At 53.6% G+C, this 13,960-nt stretch carries 10 protein-coding genes and 2 tRNA genes; 7 read left to right on the top strand and 5 right to left on the bottom strand.

The features are described 5' to 3' along the window. Window positions 1–5: 5 nt before the first annotated feature. The 5 genes from HPY86_08330 to HPY86_08310 form a co-directional block, all read right to left on the bottom strand. Window positions 6–617, bottom strand: a complete 612-nt coding sequence (locus HPY86_08330; protein NPV14918.1) for a hypothetical protein — start codon at window positions 615–617, stop codon at window positions 6–8. Continuing rightward, window positions 614–2,335 (bottom strand): glutamine--tRNA ligase/YqeY domain fusion protein, encoded by a 1,722-nt coding sequence (locus HPY86_08325; protein ID NPV14917.1) that lies wholly within the window; start codon window positions 2,333–2,335, stop codon window positions 614–616. The genes HPY86_08330 and HPY86_08325 overlap by 4 nt, the downstream gene beginning before the upstream one ends. A 15-nt stretch (window positions 2,336–2,350) precedes the next feature. Further along, complete coding sequence (gene gltX / locus HPY86_08320; GenBank protein NPV14916.1) at window positions 2,351–3,928, bottom strand: glutamate--tRNA ligase; 1,578 nt, start codon at window positions 3,926–3,928, stop codon at window positions 2,351–2,353. 86 nt (window positions 3,929–4,014) lie between these two features. After that, a tRNA-Ser gene (locus HPY86_08315) sits at window positions 4,015–4,103 on the bottom strand. A 100-nt stretch (window positions 4,104–4,203) separates the two neighbouring features. Then, window positions 4,204–4,290 (bottom strand) — tRNA-Ser (locus tag HPY86_08310). A 265-nt stretch (window positions 4,291–4,555) separates the two neighbouring features. On the opposite strand from HPY86_08310, the gene HPY86_08305 reads away from it, so the two are divergent. The 7 genes from HPY86_08305 to HPY86_08275 all read left to right on the top strand — a co-directional run bounded on the left by HPY86_08305 (window position 4,556) and on the right by HPY86_08275 (window position 13,936). After that, window positions 4,556–5,131 carry a hypothetical protein gene (locus tag HPY86_08305; protein ID NPV14915.1) on the top strand — a complete coding sequence of 192 codons (576 nt, stop codon included), beginning with the start codon at window positions 4,556–4,558 and terminating at the stop codon, window positions 5,129–5,131. Beyond that, a complete protein-coding gene (locus HPY86_08300) occupies window positions 5,112–6,632 on the top strand; it encodes a hypothetical protein (GenBank protein NPV14914.1) in 1,521 nt (506 codons plus the stop codon). The genes HPY86_08305 and HPY86_08300 overlap by 20 nt, the downstream gene beginning before the upstream one ends. A gap of 471 nt (window positions 6,633–7,103) precedes the next feature. Further along, window positions 7,104–7,952 carry a hypothetical protein gene (locus HPY86_08295; protein ID NPV14913.1) on the top strand — a complete coding sequence of 283 codons (849 nt, stop codon included), beginning with the start codon at window positions 7,104–7,106 and terminating at the stop codon, window positions 7,950–7,952. A 21-nt stretch (window positions 7,953–7,973) separates the two neighbouring features. After that, window positions 7,974–9,239 carry a DUF2791 family P-loop domain-containing protein gene (locus HPY86_08290; GenBank protein ID NPV14912.1) on the top strand — a complete coding sequence of 422 codons (1,266 nt, stop codon included), beginning with the start codon at window positions 7,974–7,976 and terminating at the stop codon, window positions 9,237–9,239. Continuing rightward, entirely contained in the window at window positions 9,226–10,563 is a 1,338-nt protein-coding gene (locus HPY86_08285) for a DUF2791 family P-loop domain-containing protein (GenBank protein NPV14911.1), read from the top strand. Before HPY86_08290 ends, HPY86_08285 begins: the two co-directional genes overlap by 14 nt. 35 nt (window positions 10,564–10,598) lie before the next feature. Beyond that, window positions 10,599–12,653 (top strand): DEAD/DEAH box helicase, encoded by a 2,055-nt coding sequence (locus tag HPY86_08280; protein ID NPV14910.1) that lies wholly within the window; start codon window positions 10,599–10,601, stop codon window positions 12,651–12,653. Further along, on the top strand, window positions 12,650–13,936 hold the full coding sequence (locus HPY86_08275; protein NPV14909.1) for a glycosyltransferase: 1,287 nt from the start codon (window positions 12,650–12,652) through the stop codon (window positions 13,934–13,936). Before HPY86_08280 ends, HPY86_08275 begins: the two co-directional genes overlap by 4 nt. Window positions 13,937–13,960 lie beyond the last annotated feature (24 nt).

Genomic DNA, 13,960 nt, shown 5'->3' with positions numbered 1-13,960 from the left:
CGGGTTCAGGCGCTGGCTTTGAACGCCCGGTTGGCAAGGTTGCAGGCGGTTGCCAGGTCAGCACAACTTGCCCCTTCGTCAAGGTAGGAGTTGAAGTAGCGCAGGGCGTGGTCCAAACGGTCGATTGTTTCCGGGTCGAGGATTTTTAAGAGCGCCTGCAACACGGCAACAACCGAAAATACCAGCCCTTCATCGGCAACTTTGATGGGCTCTTCAAACGCCAGGTCCGGTTCACCGCTGCCCGGAGCAACAATCAGCGCGGCGTAAATTGTTTCGCCATTGGCGATTTTCCCGGGCTCAAGCAGAACAATTTTGTCCTGGGCATCGGCATAGCGAATCAAATCCGAACCGGGCCAGACCCCTTCGTTGACAATCAAGGTGAGCATCGCCCGGAGATTGGTTGCCATTTCATAGCCCCGGGACTCCTGTTTGGGAAAACGGGCAAGAGTGTGGCTCAAATAGTGCAGGGCTAACAGGACATAGTCCGGTTTCTGGGCTTTTACCGGAAATTCAACTGCGAACCGCCATTTGCCATCGCTCTGCGGCGCGGCGTCAATTTTTAATCCGGCGATGAGTTTAACGGTTTTACCTTGTGTGAGTCGTTCAAACAGGTTCATTTCTTCTCTCCTGGTTGGCTTTGTTTCAGTTTCTGTTCGATTTTTGCCCAGGTGTCCCGCAAAGTGACGGTGCGGTTGAACACCAGGTGTTCCGGTTTACAATCTTTGAGGTCGGCACAGAAGTAGCCCAACCGCTCAAACTGGAACCGGTCACCGGGCTGGACATTTTTCAAGGACGGCTCCACCTTGCAGTTGTTAAGCACGACAAGTGAGTTGGGGTTGAGGTTTGCCTTCCAGTCCAGGCCTTCGGGCACATCGTCCGGGTCCGGTTTTAAGAAGAGCCGGTCATAGAGCCGGACTTCGGCGTTCAGGGCGTGAGCGGCAGACACCCAGTGCAGGGTCGCCTTGACCTTGCGGGTTTCAGTACCGCTGCGGGTTAAGGGGTCGTAAACACAGCGCAACTCCCGAATCTGACCCGAAGCGTCCTTGACCACGCCGACACATTTGATGATGTAGGCGTAGCGGAGCCGGACTTCGCGACCGGGCGCAAGCCGGTAGTACTTTGGGGGCGGCTCTTCCCGGAAGTCGTCTTCTTCAATGTAGATTTCCCGGGAGAAGGGCACGAGCCTGGTGCCCGCTGCTGGGTCTTCCGGGTTGTTGAGCGCCTCAACCTCTTCAACCTTGCCTTCGGGAAAGTTTTCAATCACCACCTTGAGCGGTTTCAGAACCGCCATCACGCGCGGGGCACGCCTGTTCAAATCTTCCCGGATGCAGTCTTCAAGCAGTTCAATCGCCACCACGGTGTCCGCCTTGCCCACACCAACCCGGTCGCAGAAGTTGCGGATTGACTCCGGTGTGTAGCCCCGACGCCGCAAACCCGCGATGGTAGGAAGGCGCGGGTCGTCCCAGCCCGAAACATAACCCTTTTCCACCAGTTCTAAGAGCCGGCGCTTGCTCATCACCGTATAGGTGAGGTTGAGCCGGGCAAACTCAACCTGACGGGGGTGATGGACACCTAACTGGTCAAGAAACCAGTCGTAAAGGGGCCTGTGGTCTTCAAACTCCAAAGTGCAGATGGAGTGGGTGATACCTTCAATTGAGTCGGACTGGCCATGTGCCCAGTCGTAGGTTGGATAGATGCACCACTTGTCACCGGTGCGATGGTGCGGCACCTTCATAATCCGGTACATCACCGGGTCGCGCAGATTGAGGTTGGGCGAAGCCATATCAATCTTTGCCCGCAGGGTTTTGGAGCCGTCTGGAAATTCGCCCCGGCGCATCCGCTCAAACAGGTCAAGGTTCTCTTCAACTGAACGGTTGCGATACGGGCTCTCCTTGCCCGGTTCGGTTAAAGTGCCCCGGTACTCCCGGACCTGTTCGGGGGAAAGGTCGCACACATACGCCTTGCCCTTTTTGATTAACTCAATTGCCCACTGGTACAACTGCTCAAAGTAGTCGGAAGCGTAGTACAGGTGTTCACCCCAGTCAAACCCCAGCCAGCGGACATCTTCCATAATGGAACGGACAAACTCCTCTTCTTCCTTTTCCGGGTTGGTGTCGTCAAAGCGCAGATGGCACCTGCCGCCGTACTCGCGGGCGATGCCGAAGTTCAGGCAGATTGACTTGGCATGGCCAATGTGGAGATAGCCGTTAGGCTCGGGCGGAAAGCGGGTGACAATTGGCGGCGAAAACCTGCCACTCTTTAAGTCTTCGTTGATGATGCGCCGGATAAAGTCCGGTCCAGATTTTTCTTCGGCGATTCGGTCTTTCTCTGCCATAGCAACTCCTGAATGTTAAGTTTGTTGCGCCACGGTTAGTGCCCGGCGAATTCGGTTACGGACCCGGTCTCTGCCAAGAATCATCACACAGTCGGCAATTGCAAATCCGTAATCCTTTCCGGTCAAAGCGGCCCGTAGCGCCTGACTGACCGCCATCGGCTTGGTGTTTGTTGCCGCGGCAAGCTGGGCAACAAGCGACTCAATTACCGGCTTGGTGAAGTTGAGGATTTCGGTCAGCGCGGCTTCAAACTCGGCAAGCAGCGCCTTTTGTCCTTCGGGTGCGACCCAGCGCTTTACTGCCTTCGGGTCAAGAGTTAGTTGCTCATCGGGCAGGAAGAAGTAGTCGTATTCAAGGATGTCGCCCGCAACCTTGATGCGGTCACCCGCAGCCTGGACGATTGCACCAACCATCTCCTGAATTTCCGGTGCAACCGGCTCCTTTATTAGTCCGGCTTTTATCAGATAGGGCAGGACCAGTTCCACCCTTTTTGCCACAGGCAGTTGCATCATATAATGGACCTGGAATGCGAGCAGTTTTTGCGGGTCAAAACTTGCCGGCGCCCGATTGACCCGGTCAAGGGAAAAGGAGCGGATGAGTTCCTCTTTAGTGAAGTATTCGGTGCGGTCGTCCAGTGCCCAGCCTAAAAGGGCAAGGTAGTTAAGAAGCGCTTCGGGTAGAAATCCAATCTTTTCGTAGAAGTCAATCACCACCGGATTTAACAAATCCGGGCTGGTGCTCAGGTTCAAACGCCGGGCAATCAGTTCGCCTTTGGTCATCAACTCCTTGAACTCGGCACGCTTCAGGTACTCCTTGAGCCGGCGCTTGCTCAACTTGTTCTTACTGCCCGGTTCCGCAACAAACGGCAGATGGGCAAAGCGGGGCAAAGGATAGCCGAGCGCCTGAAGGATAAAAACCTGGCGCGGGGTGTTGGAAAGGTGCTCTTCGGCGCGGATGATGTGGCTGATTTTCATCTCGCCGTCGTCAACTGCGCTGGTCAGATGGTAAAGGAATGTGCCGTCCTGACGCTGGATGATGTGGTCCTGTTCCAGGGCAAGGTCAAACTCCACCCGGCCGCGAATCAGGTCTTCAATCACCATTGTGCCCGATTGGGGCATCTTCAAACGGACTACCGGCTTTCTACCCTGGGCTTCAAAACTTGCCTTTTGTTCTGCGGTTTCTGCCATCCAGCGCCGGCTATAGCGAAAGGTCTCGCCCCGTTGCCGCGCCTGCTCCCGTTCCGCAGCGATCTCTTCTGGCGTGGCGTAGTCAAGATAGGCGGCACCACAGGCAAGCAGTTTTTCCACCGCCGCCTGATAGATTGCGCTCCGTTGCGACTGGTAGTAGGGTTCGTAAGGTCCGCCCTTTTCTGGACCTTCGTCCCATTCCAGCCCGAGCCAGCGCAAGCCATCAAGGATGGGCTCAAGCATCTCCGCCTGATTGCGCACCTGGTCGGTGTCGTCAATCCGCAGGATGAACACACCCTGGTGCTGACGGGCAAACAGATAGTTGTAAAGGGCGGTGCGGGCAAGACCAAGGTGCATCGCACCGGTTGGTGAAGGGGCAATACGGACGCGCACCGGCTCGTTATTCATAGTTAAATGTTATTGAGTTATCGTCAAATTATTTTCCCCTGCCCATCTGTTTTTAGCACAAGCGGGCAAAAGGGAGCGTTGTTAAACGGAGAGGAAGGGATTCGAACCCTTGATACGGGGTTAGCCGTATAACCGCTTAGCAAGCGGTTGCCTTCAGCCGCTCGGCCACCTCTCCAGATTTGCGTAAAAGTCAGTAGCAGAAAAGCGTTCCGGTCGGACATTACTTCTGGCCTTCTGCTCTATCCCGCTACTGCGCTTCTGCTCTATCCTTACTACGGAGGGCGCAGGATTCGAACCCGCAAGACCCGTTGAAGGGTCGGCAGATTTCAAGTCTGCTGCCTTACCAGTTAGGCTAGCCCTCCTGGTGTCAGTTCTTCAGCAGCCTCAATAAAGCGCCTGACTACTTCTTAATACTCTAAATCAGATTTAATAAAAGTCAATGATAAACAAACTGTCAATACCGGCTACAACATACTCTGATAAGGTACCCCGCCGCAACAGGAGCAAATTCCGTTTCTTGACAAAATGGTTAATATTTGTTATAGTTGGTCGAGGTTAAATAAAGGAGGTCTTTTATGGGCAACCTCAAAAACATCATCCTGACCCTGCTTTTTGCCCCCCCCCCTATTGCTGGTAGCACAGGGAACCAGCACCGCACGATACTATGTTGCCGAGTTTACCGATGATGATGAAGAAGGTGTCTGCGTCGTTGAGGTTTACGGAGAACCAGACTCCACCGTTATACAAGCCGATGGTCTCGACTTTCAAGAGATGACACTGGACGAATTCCACGCGGCGGGTTATCTAACAGCGACTGAACAACTGGCACAGGCAAATCCTTCTAACATTTCTACTAACATAGTAGACCACTCGGGCTACAAGGCGATATCCTGGATTTTAATCTACCCAGATCCCCAGCGCCCTTATGTGAAGAGACGTATCAATCGCGGTTCCAAAACGATAAGGCCAACCGAGGGTTATTGCAAGGTGAGGGGGAGATACAGAAAGTTTGCGTGGGGAGATACTTCTCAACTTCTTTCCATACAAACCGCTGAAGCCACAACCACGCAGGGTGACTCTGTCCTTGTGTGGTGGGACACAGGCCACAGCATAAATTCCCAATATACCTGGAATCAACACGGCTGGCACTGGTGGGTGAGAGAAACACCGGCTAAGGAGACCGATGTTTGGCGCAATGAGTAGTAGAAATCCGGGGCAAGCGGCTCTACGCCGCTTGCCCCTTGTTTTAATTGTCATCTTCATTATTACGGGTGGGGTATTTGCCCAGGATGTGGTGTGGATTAGAGAATTTGACACCGGAAGAGTTGACATTTGCAGCGGAGGTGCGGTTGACTCGCTGGGAAACGCTGTCGTCGTCGCCGCAACGATGGACAGTGATTCCTTCAACCATATAGGGATTCTACTAATAAAATATAGTCCGTCAGGCGACACCCTCTGGAACTGGGTTTTAGACGACACCGCATATGATGAAGAGGTGTTTAATGTCGCAATTGACCGGATGGGCAACATTGTCGTGGTTGGGCTTATTAGGTTTCCGCATCGTGACTCATCAATTGATGGTCTGATAATCAAATTGGACCCTACCGGGAACCTGTTGTGGCAGAGACGCTATCGGTTTAACAATATGCCCCAAACAGTTTTGTCAAGTGTTGTGTTTGACGAGTCGCAAAACATCATCGCTGGTGGACATTACTACGACTACGGACTGCTGGGCGGAATTTTACTGATGAAACTTTCTCCAGAAGGAGACATCCTCTGGGTGCGCGATTACGACCTGAGCAGCAACGACGACACCGAAGGGTTTGCTGAGTTGGTTTGGGACCGAGATGGTAACCTTGTGGGCACGGGTGAATTTGGCAGTTTTATCGAATGGAGTTTTGACTTCTTTGTAATCAAATTAACGCCTGATGGCGATATTATCTGGTGGCGCCGTTTTGATGCCAATCTTGAGGATTGGTCAACTGGTATTGCAGTGGACACCGAAAACTACATCTACATTTCTGGTGATACCGGTGAAGACCCGGTTCTTCCCCATCAAGGGATTGTGATGAAGGTAAGCCCAACAGGCGAACTCCTGTGGCAGAGGTTGTTTCCCCAACAGGTGCCCGAATCTAACTTTAGCAAATTGAAGGTCCACCCATCAGGTAAAATCCTTACTACCGGTGGCATAGGCTTTGACCCCTATCCTGGTCCTCGCGCTGACAGTTCCAAATGCGTGCTGGTTGCCTACACCCCGGATGGTGACACCATCTTTACCCGTTATTATCGATTCGACACACTCACCTCTGGTGGGTACATTGAACTGTTTGGAATGAACGACTGCTATATTTTTGGCGGTTGCGGAAATAACATCTATAACTTCGACCTCTTCGTAATGAAACTTTCCCTGGGTTCAGGAATTGAAGAGACAGAAAGGCAACCTTACCTTTCCCACCCGCTCAAATCAAAAATCGTGCACTGTGGTCAGTCGGTTCCGATTGCCGTTTATGAACCGGGAGATTACCAGTTTACTGTCTTTGATATCACGGGCAGGCGACTAAAGAGCCACTCTGAATATCTTCGAAAAGGTGATTTTCTCCTGAACACCGCGGGCATCGCGCCGGGAATTTATCTAATTAAAGTCGTCCCCCTCCAAAATACCCAGCAGGTGGTTAACTTCCTTAAATTGATTGTAGTCAAATAAGTTGGACCGCCGAAAGGCGGTGTGAAGATTTTCCCGAAGGAATGGTGGACGCAGATTAGAAAACAGCCATCGGAACAAAGACGGAAATAGACCGGTAAAGGGTGGTAAAAACGGCTCAGGGTGGTGCCCGGTTTTCTCGACAGTAAGTATCGGGTCGCAGGGTATATTACATAACAGTATTTATTATCAATAAGATAGAATCGTAAAGGGTGATTCTAACTACCGTTATGACTCACTTCCGTGCTAACGCGCTATGGGTAAGAAAGGGGGCATAGAAGACTATCCCAGGAATTACCCCCGGACTGTGCAGGGCACGGTTTTTTGTCACTTTTTGGTGATTTTTCGTATTGATTTAATAGCGGGCAACCGCTTTTCGGTTTAACTGACGCAACGGGGCGCGGATGGTTCGTGGACGAGAAGTCTGTACTGTTCTGTTGACATTATAAAGTCGGGATAATATACTGATAAATTATGGAAGGGCTGATTGGTGTTTTGAAGGATACCGCTTTGCGGTCCCAGAAGGTGGCAAAACTGCTTGCCGGTTATAGCCGGCTGATTGCCGAGCCGGTTCGGAATGCGTATGAAAGGGAGCGGCTGGTGGTTGAGGTGGAGAAGGTACTTGATGGTCTTGCACCGGGCGAGGTAAGGGATAAGGTGCGGCAGTGGCTGGATGAGGAGAAGAGGCAGATTGAGGCGGCAAAGGAGGAGTTTAAGTTTGAGTTTGGCAGGCAGTTGCTTGCTGGTCTGGAAGGGAGCGGTTTGAATGTTAAGGGGCAGTTGCCGTTTTTGCGGTGCGGGTTGTTTTCGGTGCGGGTAGACTTTGCCACAGGTAAAGCAACCGTTTTCTGGGGTCCGGAGATTGAGTTGCTAAAAGGTGGGGTGAAACTGGAGCCGCTGGGGCTGGCAAAACTGTTGCGGAGTTATGATGAGAGTTTGAAGAAGCGGGCGATTAAGGAGCCGGCGGAGTTTGGGGAGCGGCTTTTTACCGCCTATCGCCGGGTCTGTGTGGCGCGGAATGTGGCGGAAGGGGAGCGGGTTTTTTTGGTGGATTTGCTGGGCGAGATGGTGTTTTTGATGCAGTCGGATGGGTTTCGGGTGAATCCGGTGCGGGAGCGGTTTGTTGAGTACCCGCGCATCCGGTTCAGTTACGACCTGTACCTTTTGAAGCGTTCCGGTGTCCGTACCGTTGGCGGCAAGGGGTTGCGGCTGTCGGTGGCAAATTTTGACGCCACCGCGGAGAAGGCAAAGGCGCTGTGGGTGCCGGATAATGAGGAGGGCGAGGGCACCTTTTATTCGTATATTTCTTTTGTCAACGGGTAGTTTTTAAGCGAGGAGCGGGCAATGGATAGAGAACTGGCAAGGGCAATTATCAATAAATTAGGCTCAACCGGCACACCACCCGAGTTCGGGATTGAGGCGTTTACGGTCGGGCTGGACCGGCTGTTGCAGGTGGTGGAGGATGAGTATCTGAACGGGATTTTGAAGTACAATCTGTCCAGTTTTAAACTGGTTACCGGGAATTACGGCGGGGGCAAGACGCACTTTCTTTATGCGGTGCGCAACCGGGCGTTTAAGCACAATTACTGTGTGGCGTATGTGAGTTTGTCGCCGATTGAATGTCCGTTTGATAAACTGGAACTGGTTTACAAGATGGTGGCGCTCAATCTGACCGCACCGCAGGAGACAAGCCGCTTGGCAACGCTGACCGACAAGGGGATTGATGCGGTGATTCGGCACTGGGCAGCAACCTGGCGCAGTAAGGAGGACAAGCCAGAGCGGTTGCAGGAGTATCTGTTGCAGTTACCGGTGCCGGACTCAACCAGTTTCTTTAACGGGGTGAAGGGTGCGTTCAGCGCCCTGTTAGCCGAAGATATTGACGGGTTCACCGAAGCGGTGCAGTGGCTTAAGGGTGAGGAGATTTCCCGCGAGGCACGGGCGCGGTTTAAGATTTCCGAGCGGATTGACAAGTCAACCGCATTCCGGATGCTGCGCTCCTTGATTCAGTGGGTGCATACGATTGGGTTTCGGGGCGTGGTTTTGCTGTTTGATGAGGCGGAGCGGGGGATGTCAATCTCTTCGTCAAGGGACCGACGCCGGGCGCTGGACAATCTGCGGCAGTTGGTTGATGAGTGCGGTAACTCGCGTTTGCCCGGAGCGATGTTTTTCTATGCGGTGCCGGATGAGAATCTGCTTTTGGAGGGTTCGGGACCGGTTTACGAGGCGCTGAAGCAGCGGTTGCGCAGCGGGTTTTCTGAGGCAAATCCGGTCGGGGTGCGGATTAACTTAGAGGAGTTGGGTATTGAGCCGGTGTCGTTTCTGGAGGAACTGGGCAGGCGGCTCGTTGACCTTTTTGAGACCGCTTACGGGGCAAAGGTCAGCGGTGTGGAGCGGAGTTTGAAACTGCTTGCTGAGACTGCGGTCAGGGGGTTTGTGCTTGATGTTAGTTACCGGCGGTTGTTTGTTGTTGCGGCGGTGGAGTTTTTGCATCAGGTGCGCGCCAATCCGGGGTTGGTGTTGACCGAGCGGGATGCGGAGAAACTTTTGCGGGTGACAACCCAGCGCCTGGAGCGGAGCGAGCAGGAGAAGGTGGAGCGTGAAGAGTTCTAACCTGGTGTCGCATCCGGTCTTCGGGGAAGGCGAGGTTGTTGACAGCCGGTGGCAGGGAACGGAGTTGCTGGTGCGGTTTCAGACCGGTTTGCGGTTGTGGTTGCCGCGCAATCGGGTGCGGTTTCTGTTTGAATTTGACGGCGATTTACTAGAGTCGGCAACCGCAAGTGTTGCAGCAATTGACCGGGTGAGCGCCTGTCGGATGATTGAGGCTTTCCGCCTGGGTATTGTGCCGCATCAGGATGTTGAGACCTTTACCTTTGGCCGGGAACGGGAGGTTAAAACGCTGGAGGATGCGCTCAAGAACCTTGCCCGTAATCGGGGAGATGTTTATATGGTGGAGGGTGAGTACGGTACGGGCAAGACCCATCTTCTTGAGTACTGTTTACATCGGGCATTGCAGGAAGGGATGGCGGCGAGTTTTGTCCAGTTTGACCCGGTGGAGGTTTCGCCGCACCGACCCAAGCGGGTTTACCGGGAACTGGTGCGCAACCTCCGTTATATCAGGGATGGGATGGAGCACGGGTATCGGGATTTGTTGCGGGCGGCAACACAGTTGAATTTCAGCGACCACATTTTCTTTGGGCCGGTGCTGAACAAACTGCGAAGGCTTGATACCGGTTCACCGGAGAATGAGGTTTTCTGGCAGTGGATTGAAGGTGAGAGTACCAAGGAGTATGCGGTAGAGATGCCAACCGCTTCACGGGTGCGGGGTGCGCAGGGGATTCCGGCGCTTTACGACTTTTCTACCGCAGCGGACTTTTACTGTAACATCATCACCGGGATTTCCTGTATCGCCCGGGAGTTGGGACTCAAGGGGCTGGTTTTGTTGATTGATGAGGCGGAGACCGTGACCCGGCTCTGGGATGTGGTCTATCTGACCAAGAGTGTCAACTTTATGGACGGTCTTGTGCGCTGCGCCCAGAACGACCCGGAGTTGAAGATGGTCAATGAACGGCTGATTCACAATCAGGTACGGCCCGTGCCCTACATATATCGGGACCCGGCACTTCTCGTCATTTTTGCCACGACACCAACCCCGGGCGAGTATGGCTATATCCGGCTTGCCAATGCGGTGCGGCATCGGATTGCCCTGACACCGCTTGAAGACCAGGCGCTGGCAGATGCGTTCGCCACGATGGTGCGGATTTACGAGCGTGCCTATCCCGGGTTCAAACTGCCGATTGAAGAGCAGAAACAGCTTTTAGCCAGCGCTGCCCGGCAGAGCAGCACCGGGGTGCGGGCGTTTATCAAATTCTGTGTTGAGGCGCTGGACATCGCCCGGCTCCGGAAACAGGGTGTTCTGCCGCAACTGGTCGCTTAGGAGATGGACCGGCAGCGGTCAGGCAAAGACCATTAATGCAGGACGAAATAAAAGAGCAGCGGGCGGTAAAGGCGCTACTGCCCCGAACCTATCCGGCATTTTTTGCCCGGTTTGGCCGATTGACCGAAGTTCAGATTGAGGCGATTCCCCGCATCCTTCGGGGCGAAAATTTGGTGGTTATTTCGCCCGCGGCATCGGGTAAAACGGAAGCGGTGGTGGCACCGGTGGTGGAGCGTTTGCTCGGGATGGGAAAGAGGGGTTTTGCGGTTCTGTATGTTTCACCGACCAGGGCGCTGGTCAACGACCTTTATCGCCGACTACTTGAGCCTCTGGAGTACCTCGGGCTGAAACTGGAGCGCAAGACCGGTGACCACCCGCAGATTGATGAGCGCAGACTGCCGTTTATGCTTTTAACCACGCCGGAGTCGTTTGACTCGCTTTTGTGCCGGCATCCACGGATTTTTAAAACCCTGACCGCGGTCATTGTTGACGAGATTCACCTCCTTGACAATACGCCCCGGGGTGACCAGTTACGGGTGCTGCTGGAACGGTTACGGTTGATTAAGCCCGATTTTAATGGCTATGCGCTTTCGGCAACGGTTGACGATGTGTTGATGGGTGAACGGTACTTTTCTGGTGCCGGGGTGGTGCAGGTGGCAAAGCGCCGTGAGATAAACGCCGAACTTCTGCCAGGGAAAAAGGATTGGTACCGGCGGGTTGTCAGGCGGCTGCAGGAGCAGGGTTGTGACAAGGCGCTGGTGTTTTTTAACGCCCGCTCTCTCGCAGAAAGCGGGGTGAAGCTTTTTGACCTGCCGCCATTTTCCGGCCGGGTATGGGTCCATCATGCCAGTTTGAACCGGCAGGTACGGGAGGAGGTTGAGGCAAGAATGACCGGAGAAAGGAGCGGAATCCTCTGCTGTACTTCAACCCTTGAGTTAGGAATTGACATCGGTGATGTTGATGCGGTGGTGCTGTTTAGGCCACCGTTTAATGTCTCTTCCCTTTTGCAGCGTATCGGCCGGGGCAATCGCCGCCGCGGGAACGGGCTGTATATGATTGGGGTTTATCTTGACCCCTGGGAGCGGCTTTTGTTTGAGACCTTTATCGACTGTGCCCGGGAGGGAAAACTTTTTGATAAGAGGTACACACCCTGTCTTTCGGTTCTGCCCCAGCAGATTATTTCTTACTGTTTTCAGCGCCGGCGCATCGGCACAACGTTAGAGGCGGTGCGGCGGATTTTTCAACCGCTGGTGGGAAATAGCCCGGTGGTGGAAAAGGTGTTTTTCCATCTGGTGCGGGAGGGGATTTTGCAGGAAAAGGGCAACGGAGTTTACTTTCTTACTCCAAAAGTAGAACACCGGGTTGAGACCGGAAAGGTTCACTCTAACATTCAGGAGAAGAGTTTTGGTCAGTATCAGGTGGTTGATGTAAGCAGCGGTCAGGAGGTTGGTTCGGTGTTCTTTGTGTTTGAGCGGTTTGTTCTTGGGGGCAAATCCTGGGAGGTTGTGGAACGGCGCGAAAAGGATAAGAAAATTTTTGTCCGACCACACGGCGCGGTATCTCCCAGTACCAAGGTTTTTGAAGGAACCGGAACCGGCGGGTACTTTTACCGGATGGCAGAGGTGTTAAAGTCAAGGATTTTTCCGGGGTTGAAGTCGGGTGAGTTCCCGTATTTTTTTGAAGGTGGTCAAGCGTATCTGGTTCATCTTCTCGGTGCGACCTATGGCGGGGTTTTAACTCTGGCGTTGCAGTCCGAAGGGGTGGCGGCGGTGGATATGGCGGGTAAGGTGATGGTACTGCCCGCGGCAAGGTTGCAGGAGGGGCGATTTCCGTTACCGGGACGGGATGCGGTAAAACGGGTGGTGCGGGACCACCTTCTGGAGTTTGAGGACAGCCTTGGTTCGGGTGCTTTTTTCCGGGATTTGCCACCAGATTTGCAGATTGAAGACCACCTGTTGACCCTGGATATTGACGGGCTTTATGAGTTTCTCGACTCAATTCAACTGGTGCGGATGGAGCCGGCGGTTGTGAAGGCACAAATCACCGAACATCTGCCCGGGGAAAACGGGGAAACAGGAGAGCGCGGGTGAAAAGGGTGCTTTTTGTCGCCTACTACACACCGCCGCTCGGGCTTTCCGGTGTGATGCGGGTGACAAAACTTACCAGGTTTCTGCCCGAGTTTGGCTGGGAGGTTCTGCTTTTAACGGTGAAGGATGTTGCCTATTATGCCTACGACCCGGACCTTGTTGCCGATTTAAGTAAGGCGAAGGTATTTCGCACCGCAAGTCTGGACCCGAATCGGTTGTTAAGAGTGGTTGGGGTGAAAAAGATAAAGGGGGGTTCAGAAAAAACCGGCAAATCAGGCTTCTTTAAGTTAGTTTTCCGTCGTCTTTTCTTTCCGGATAGCAAGGTCGGTTGGTTGCCATTTGCGGTCAGGACGGGTAAGAATGTTATTGCCCAATTCAAGCCTCAGGTGATTTTCGCATCGGCGCCACCCTGGACCGCGTTGATAGTAGGTGAGAAACTTTCCCGATGGAGCGGGCTGCCTTTTGTGGCTGATTTCCGCGACCCCTGGCCCGGTGGGTTTGAAGAGCCACCCCAGGTTCAAAAGAGGAGGCTTTTGCGGTTGCGAGAGCGGATATTAAATCAGGCAAAACTGGTACTGGCGGTCAATCAAGGAACTGCCCGTCTTGTTGGGGAAAGGGTGGAGGTTCTTGAAAACGGGTTTGACCCGGACGATTTTAAGGTGGAGCCCGAACCGCTTGATGGTTTCAGCATCCTGTATGCGGGTAATCTGTGGCATCAGGAACAAACATTGAGCGAAGTTGTGCAGGGTTTGGGGGAGATGCCTGATGCCCGGCTCTACATTGCGGGCGGAGTTTCCGCAGAGGTGAGGCACCGGTTTGAAAGCAGTCCGCAGGTCCAGTTTTTAGGTGTTGTCTCCCATCAGCGGGCGATAAGCCTGATGAAGGGTGCGCAGGCGCTTTTGTATCTGGGCAAGCCCGGTCAACCGGTGGGATTGAAACTGTACGAGTATTTAGGCAGTTACAAGCCGATTGTTGTCTGGGCGGATGAAGATTCAGAGCCGGCGCAAATGGTAAAAACGACGGGGCAGGGGCTGGTCTGTCAGGACCGGCAGGGTTTTGTCAGGTGTCTGCGGGAAATCAGAGAGATAGTACCCTCCCCTTTGTCTCCTTCCATCAAGGGCGGGGAAGGAGTGAAGGGTGCCGGTATAAAGGAAAGGGGAGGAGTAACGAGGGAGGAAAATGGGAGCGTAGAGGCGAGGAGTTCATCAGGGGTGATGGGGGTTGACCGTTACAACCGGCGGTTGCAGGCAAAGCGGCTGGCAGCCTATTTTGACCGGTTATCGTAGGGGTATGTAGCAAAGTGCCCTTAC

The sequence above is a fragment of the candidate division WOR-3 bacterium genome, from assembly GCA_013177935.1.
Lineage (GTDB): Bacteria > Hydrothermota > Tepidihabitantia > Tepidihabitantales > Tepidihabitantaceae > Tepidihabitans.
This window is presented reverse-complemented; position numbering and strand designations above follow the sequence as displayed.

Excerpts from the sequence above, each read along its gene's own strand:
- HPY86_08325 (NPV14917.1), bottom strand. The coding sequence starts at position 2,335 with ATGGCAGAGAAAGACCGAATCGCCGAAGAAAAATCTGGACCGGACTTT.
- HPY86_08290 (NPV14912.1), top strand. The coding sequence starts at position 7,974 with ATGGATAGAGAACTGGCAAGGGCAATTATCAATAAATTAGGCTCAACC.
- HPY86_08330 (NPV14918.1), bottom strand. The coding sequence starts at position 617 with ATGAACCTGTTTGAACGACTCACACAAGGTAAAACCGTTAAACTCATC.
- HPY86_08280 (NPV14910.1), top strand. The coding sequence starts at position 10,599 with ATGCAGGACGAAATAAAAGAGCAGCGGGCGGTAAAGGCGCTACTGCCC.
- HPY86_08300 (NPV14914.1), top strand. The coding sequence starts at position 5,112 with ATGTTTGGCGCAATGAGTAGTAGAAATCCGGGGCAAGCGGCTCTACGC.
- gltX (NPV14916.1), bottom strand. The coding sequence starts at position 3,928 with ATGAATAACGAGCCGGTGCGCGTCCGTATTGCCCCTTCACCAACCGGT.
- HPY86_08295 (NPV14913.1), top strand. The coding sequence starts at position 7,104 with ATGGAAGGGCTGATTGGTGTTTTGAAGGATACCGCTTTGCGGTCCCAG.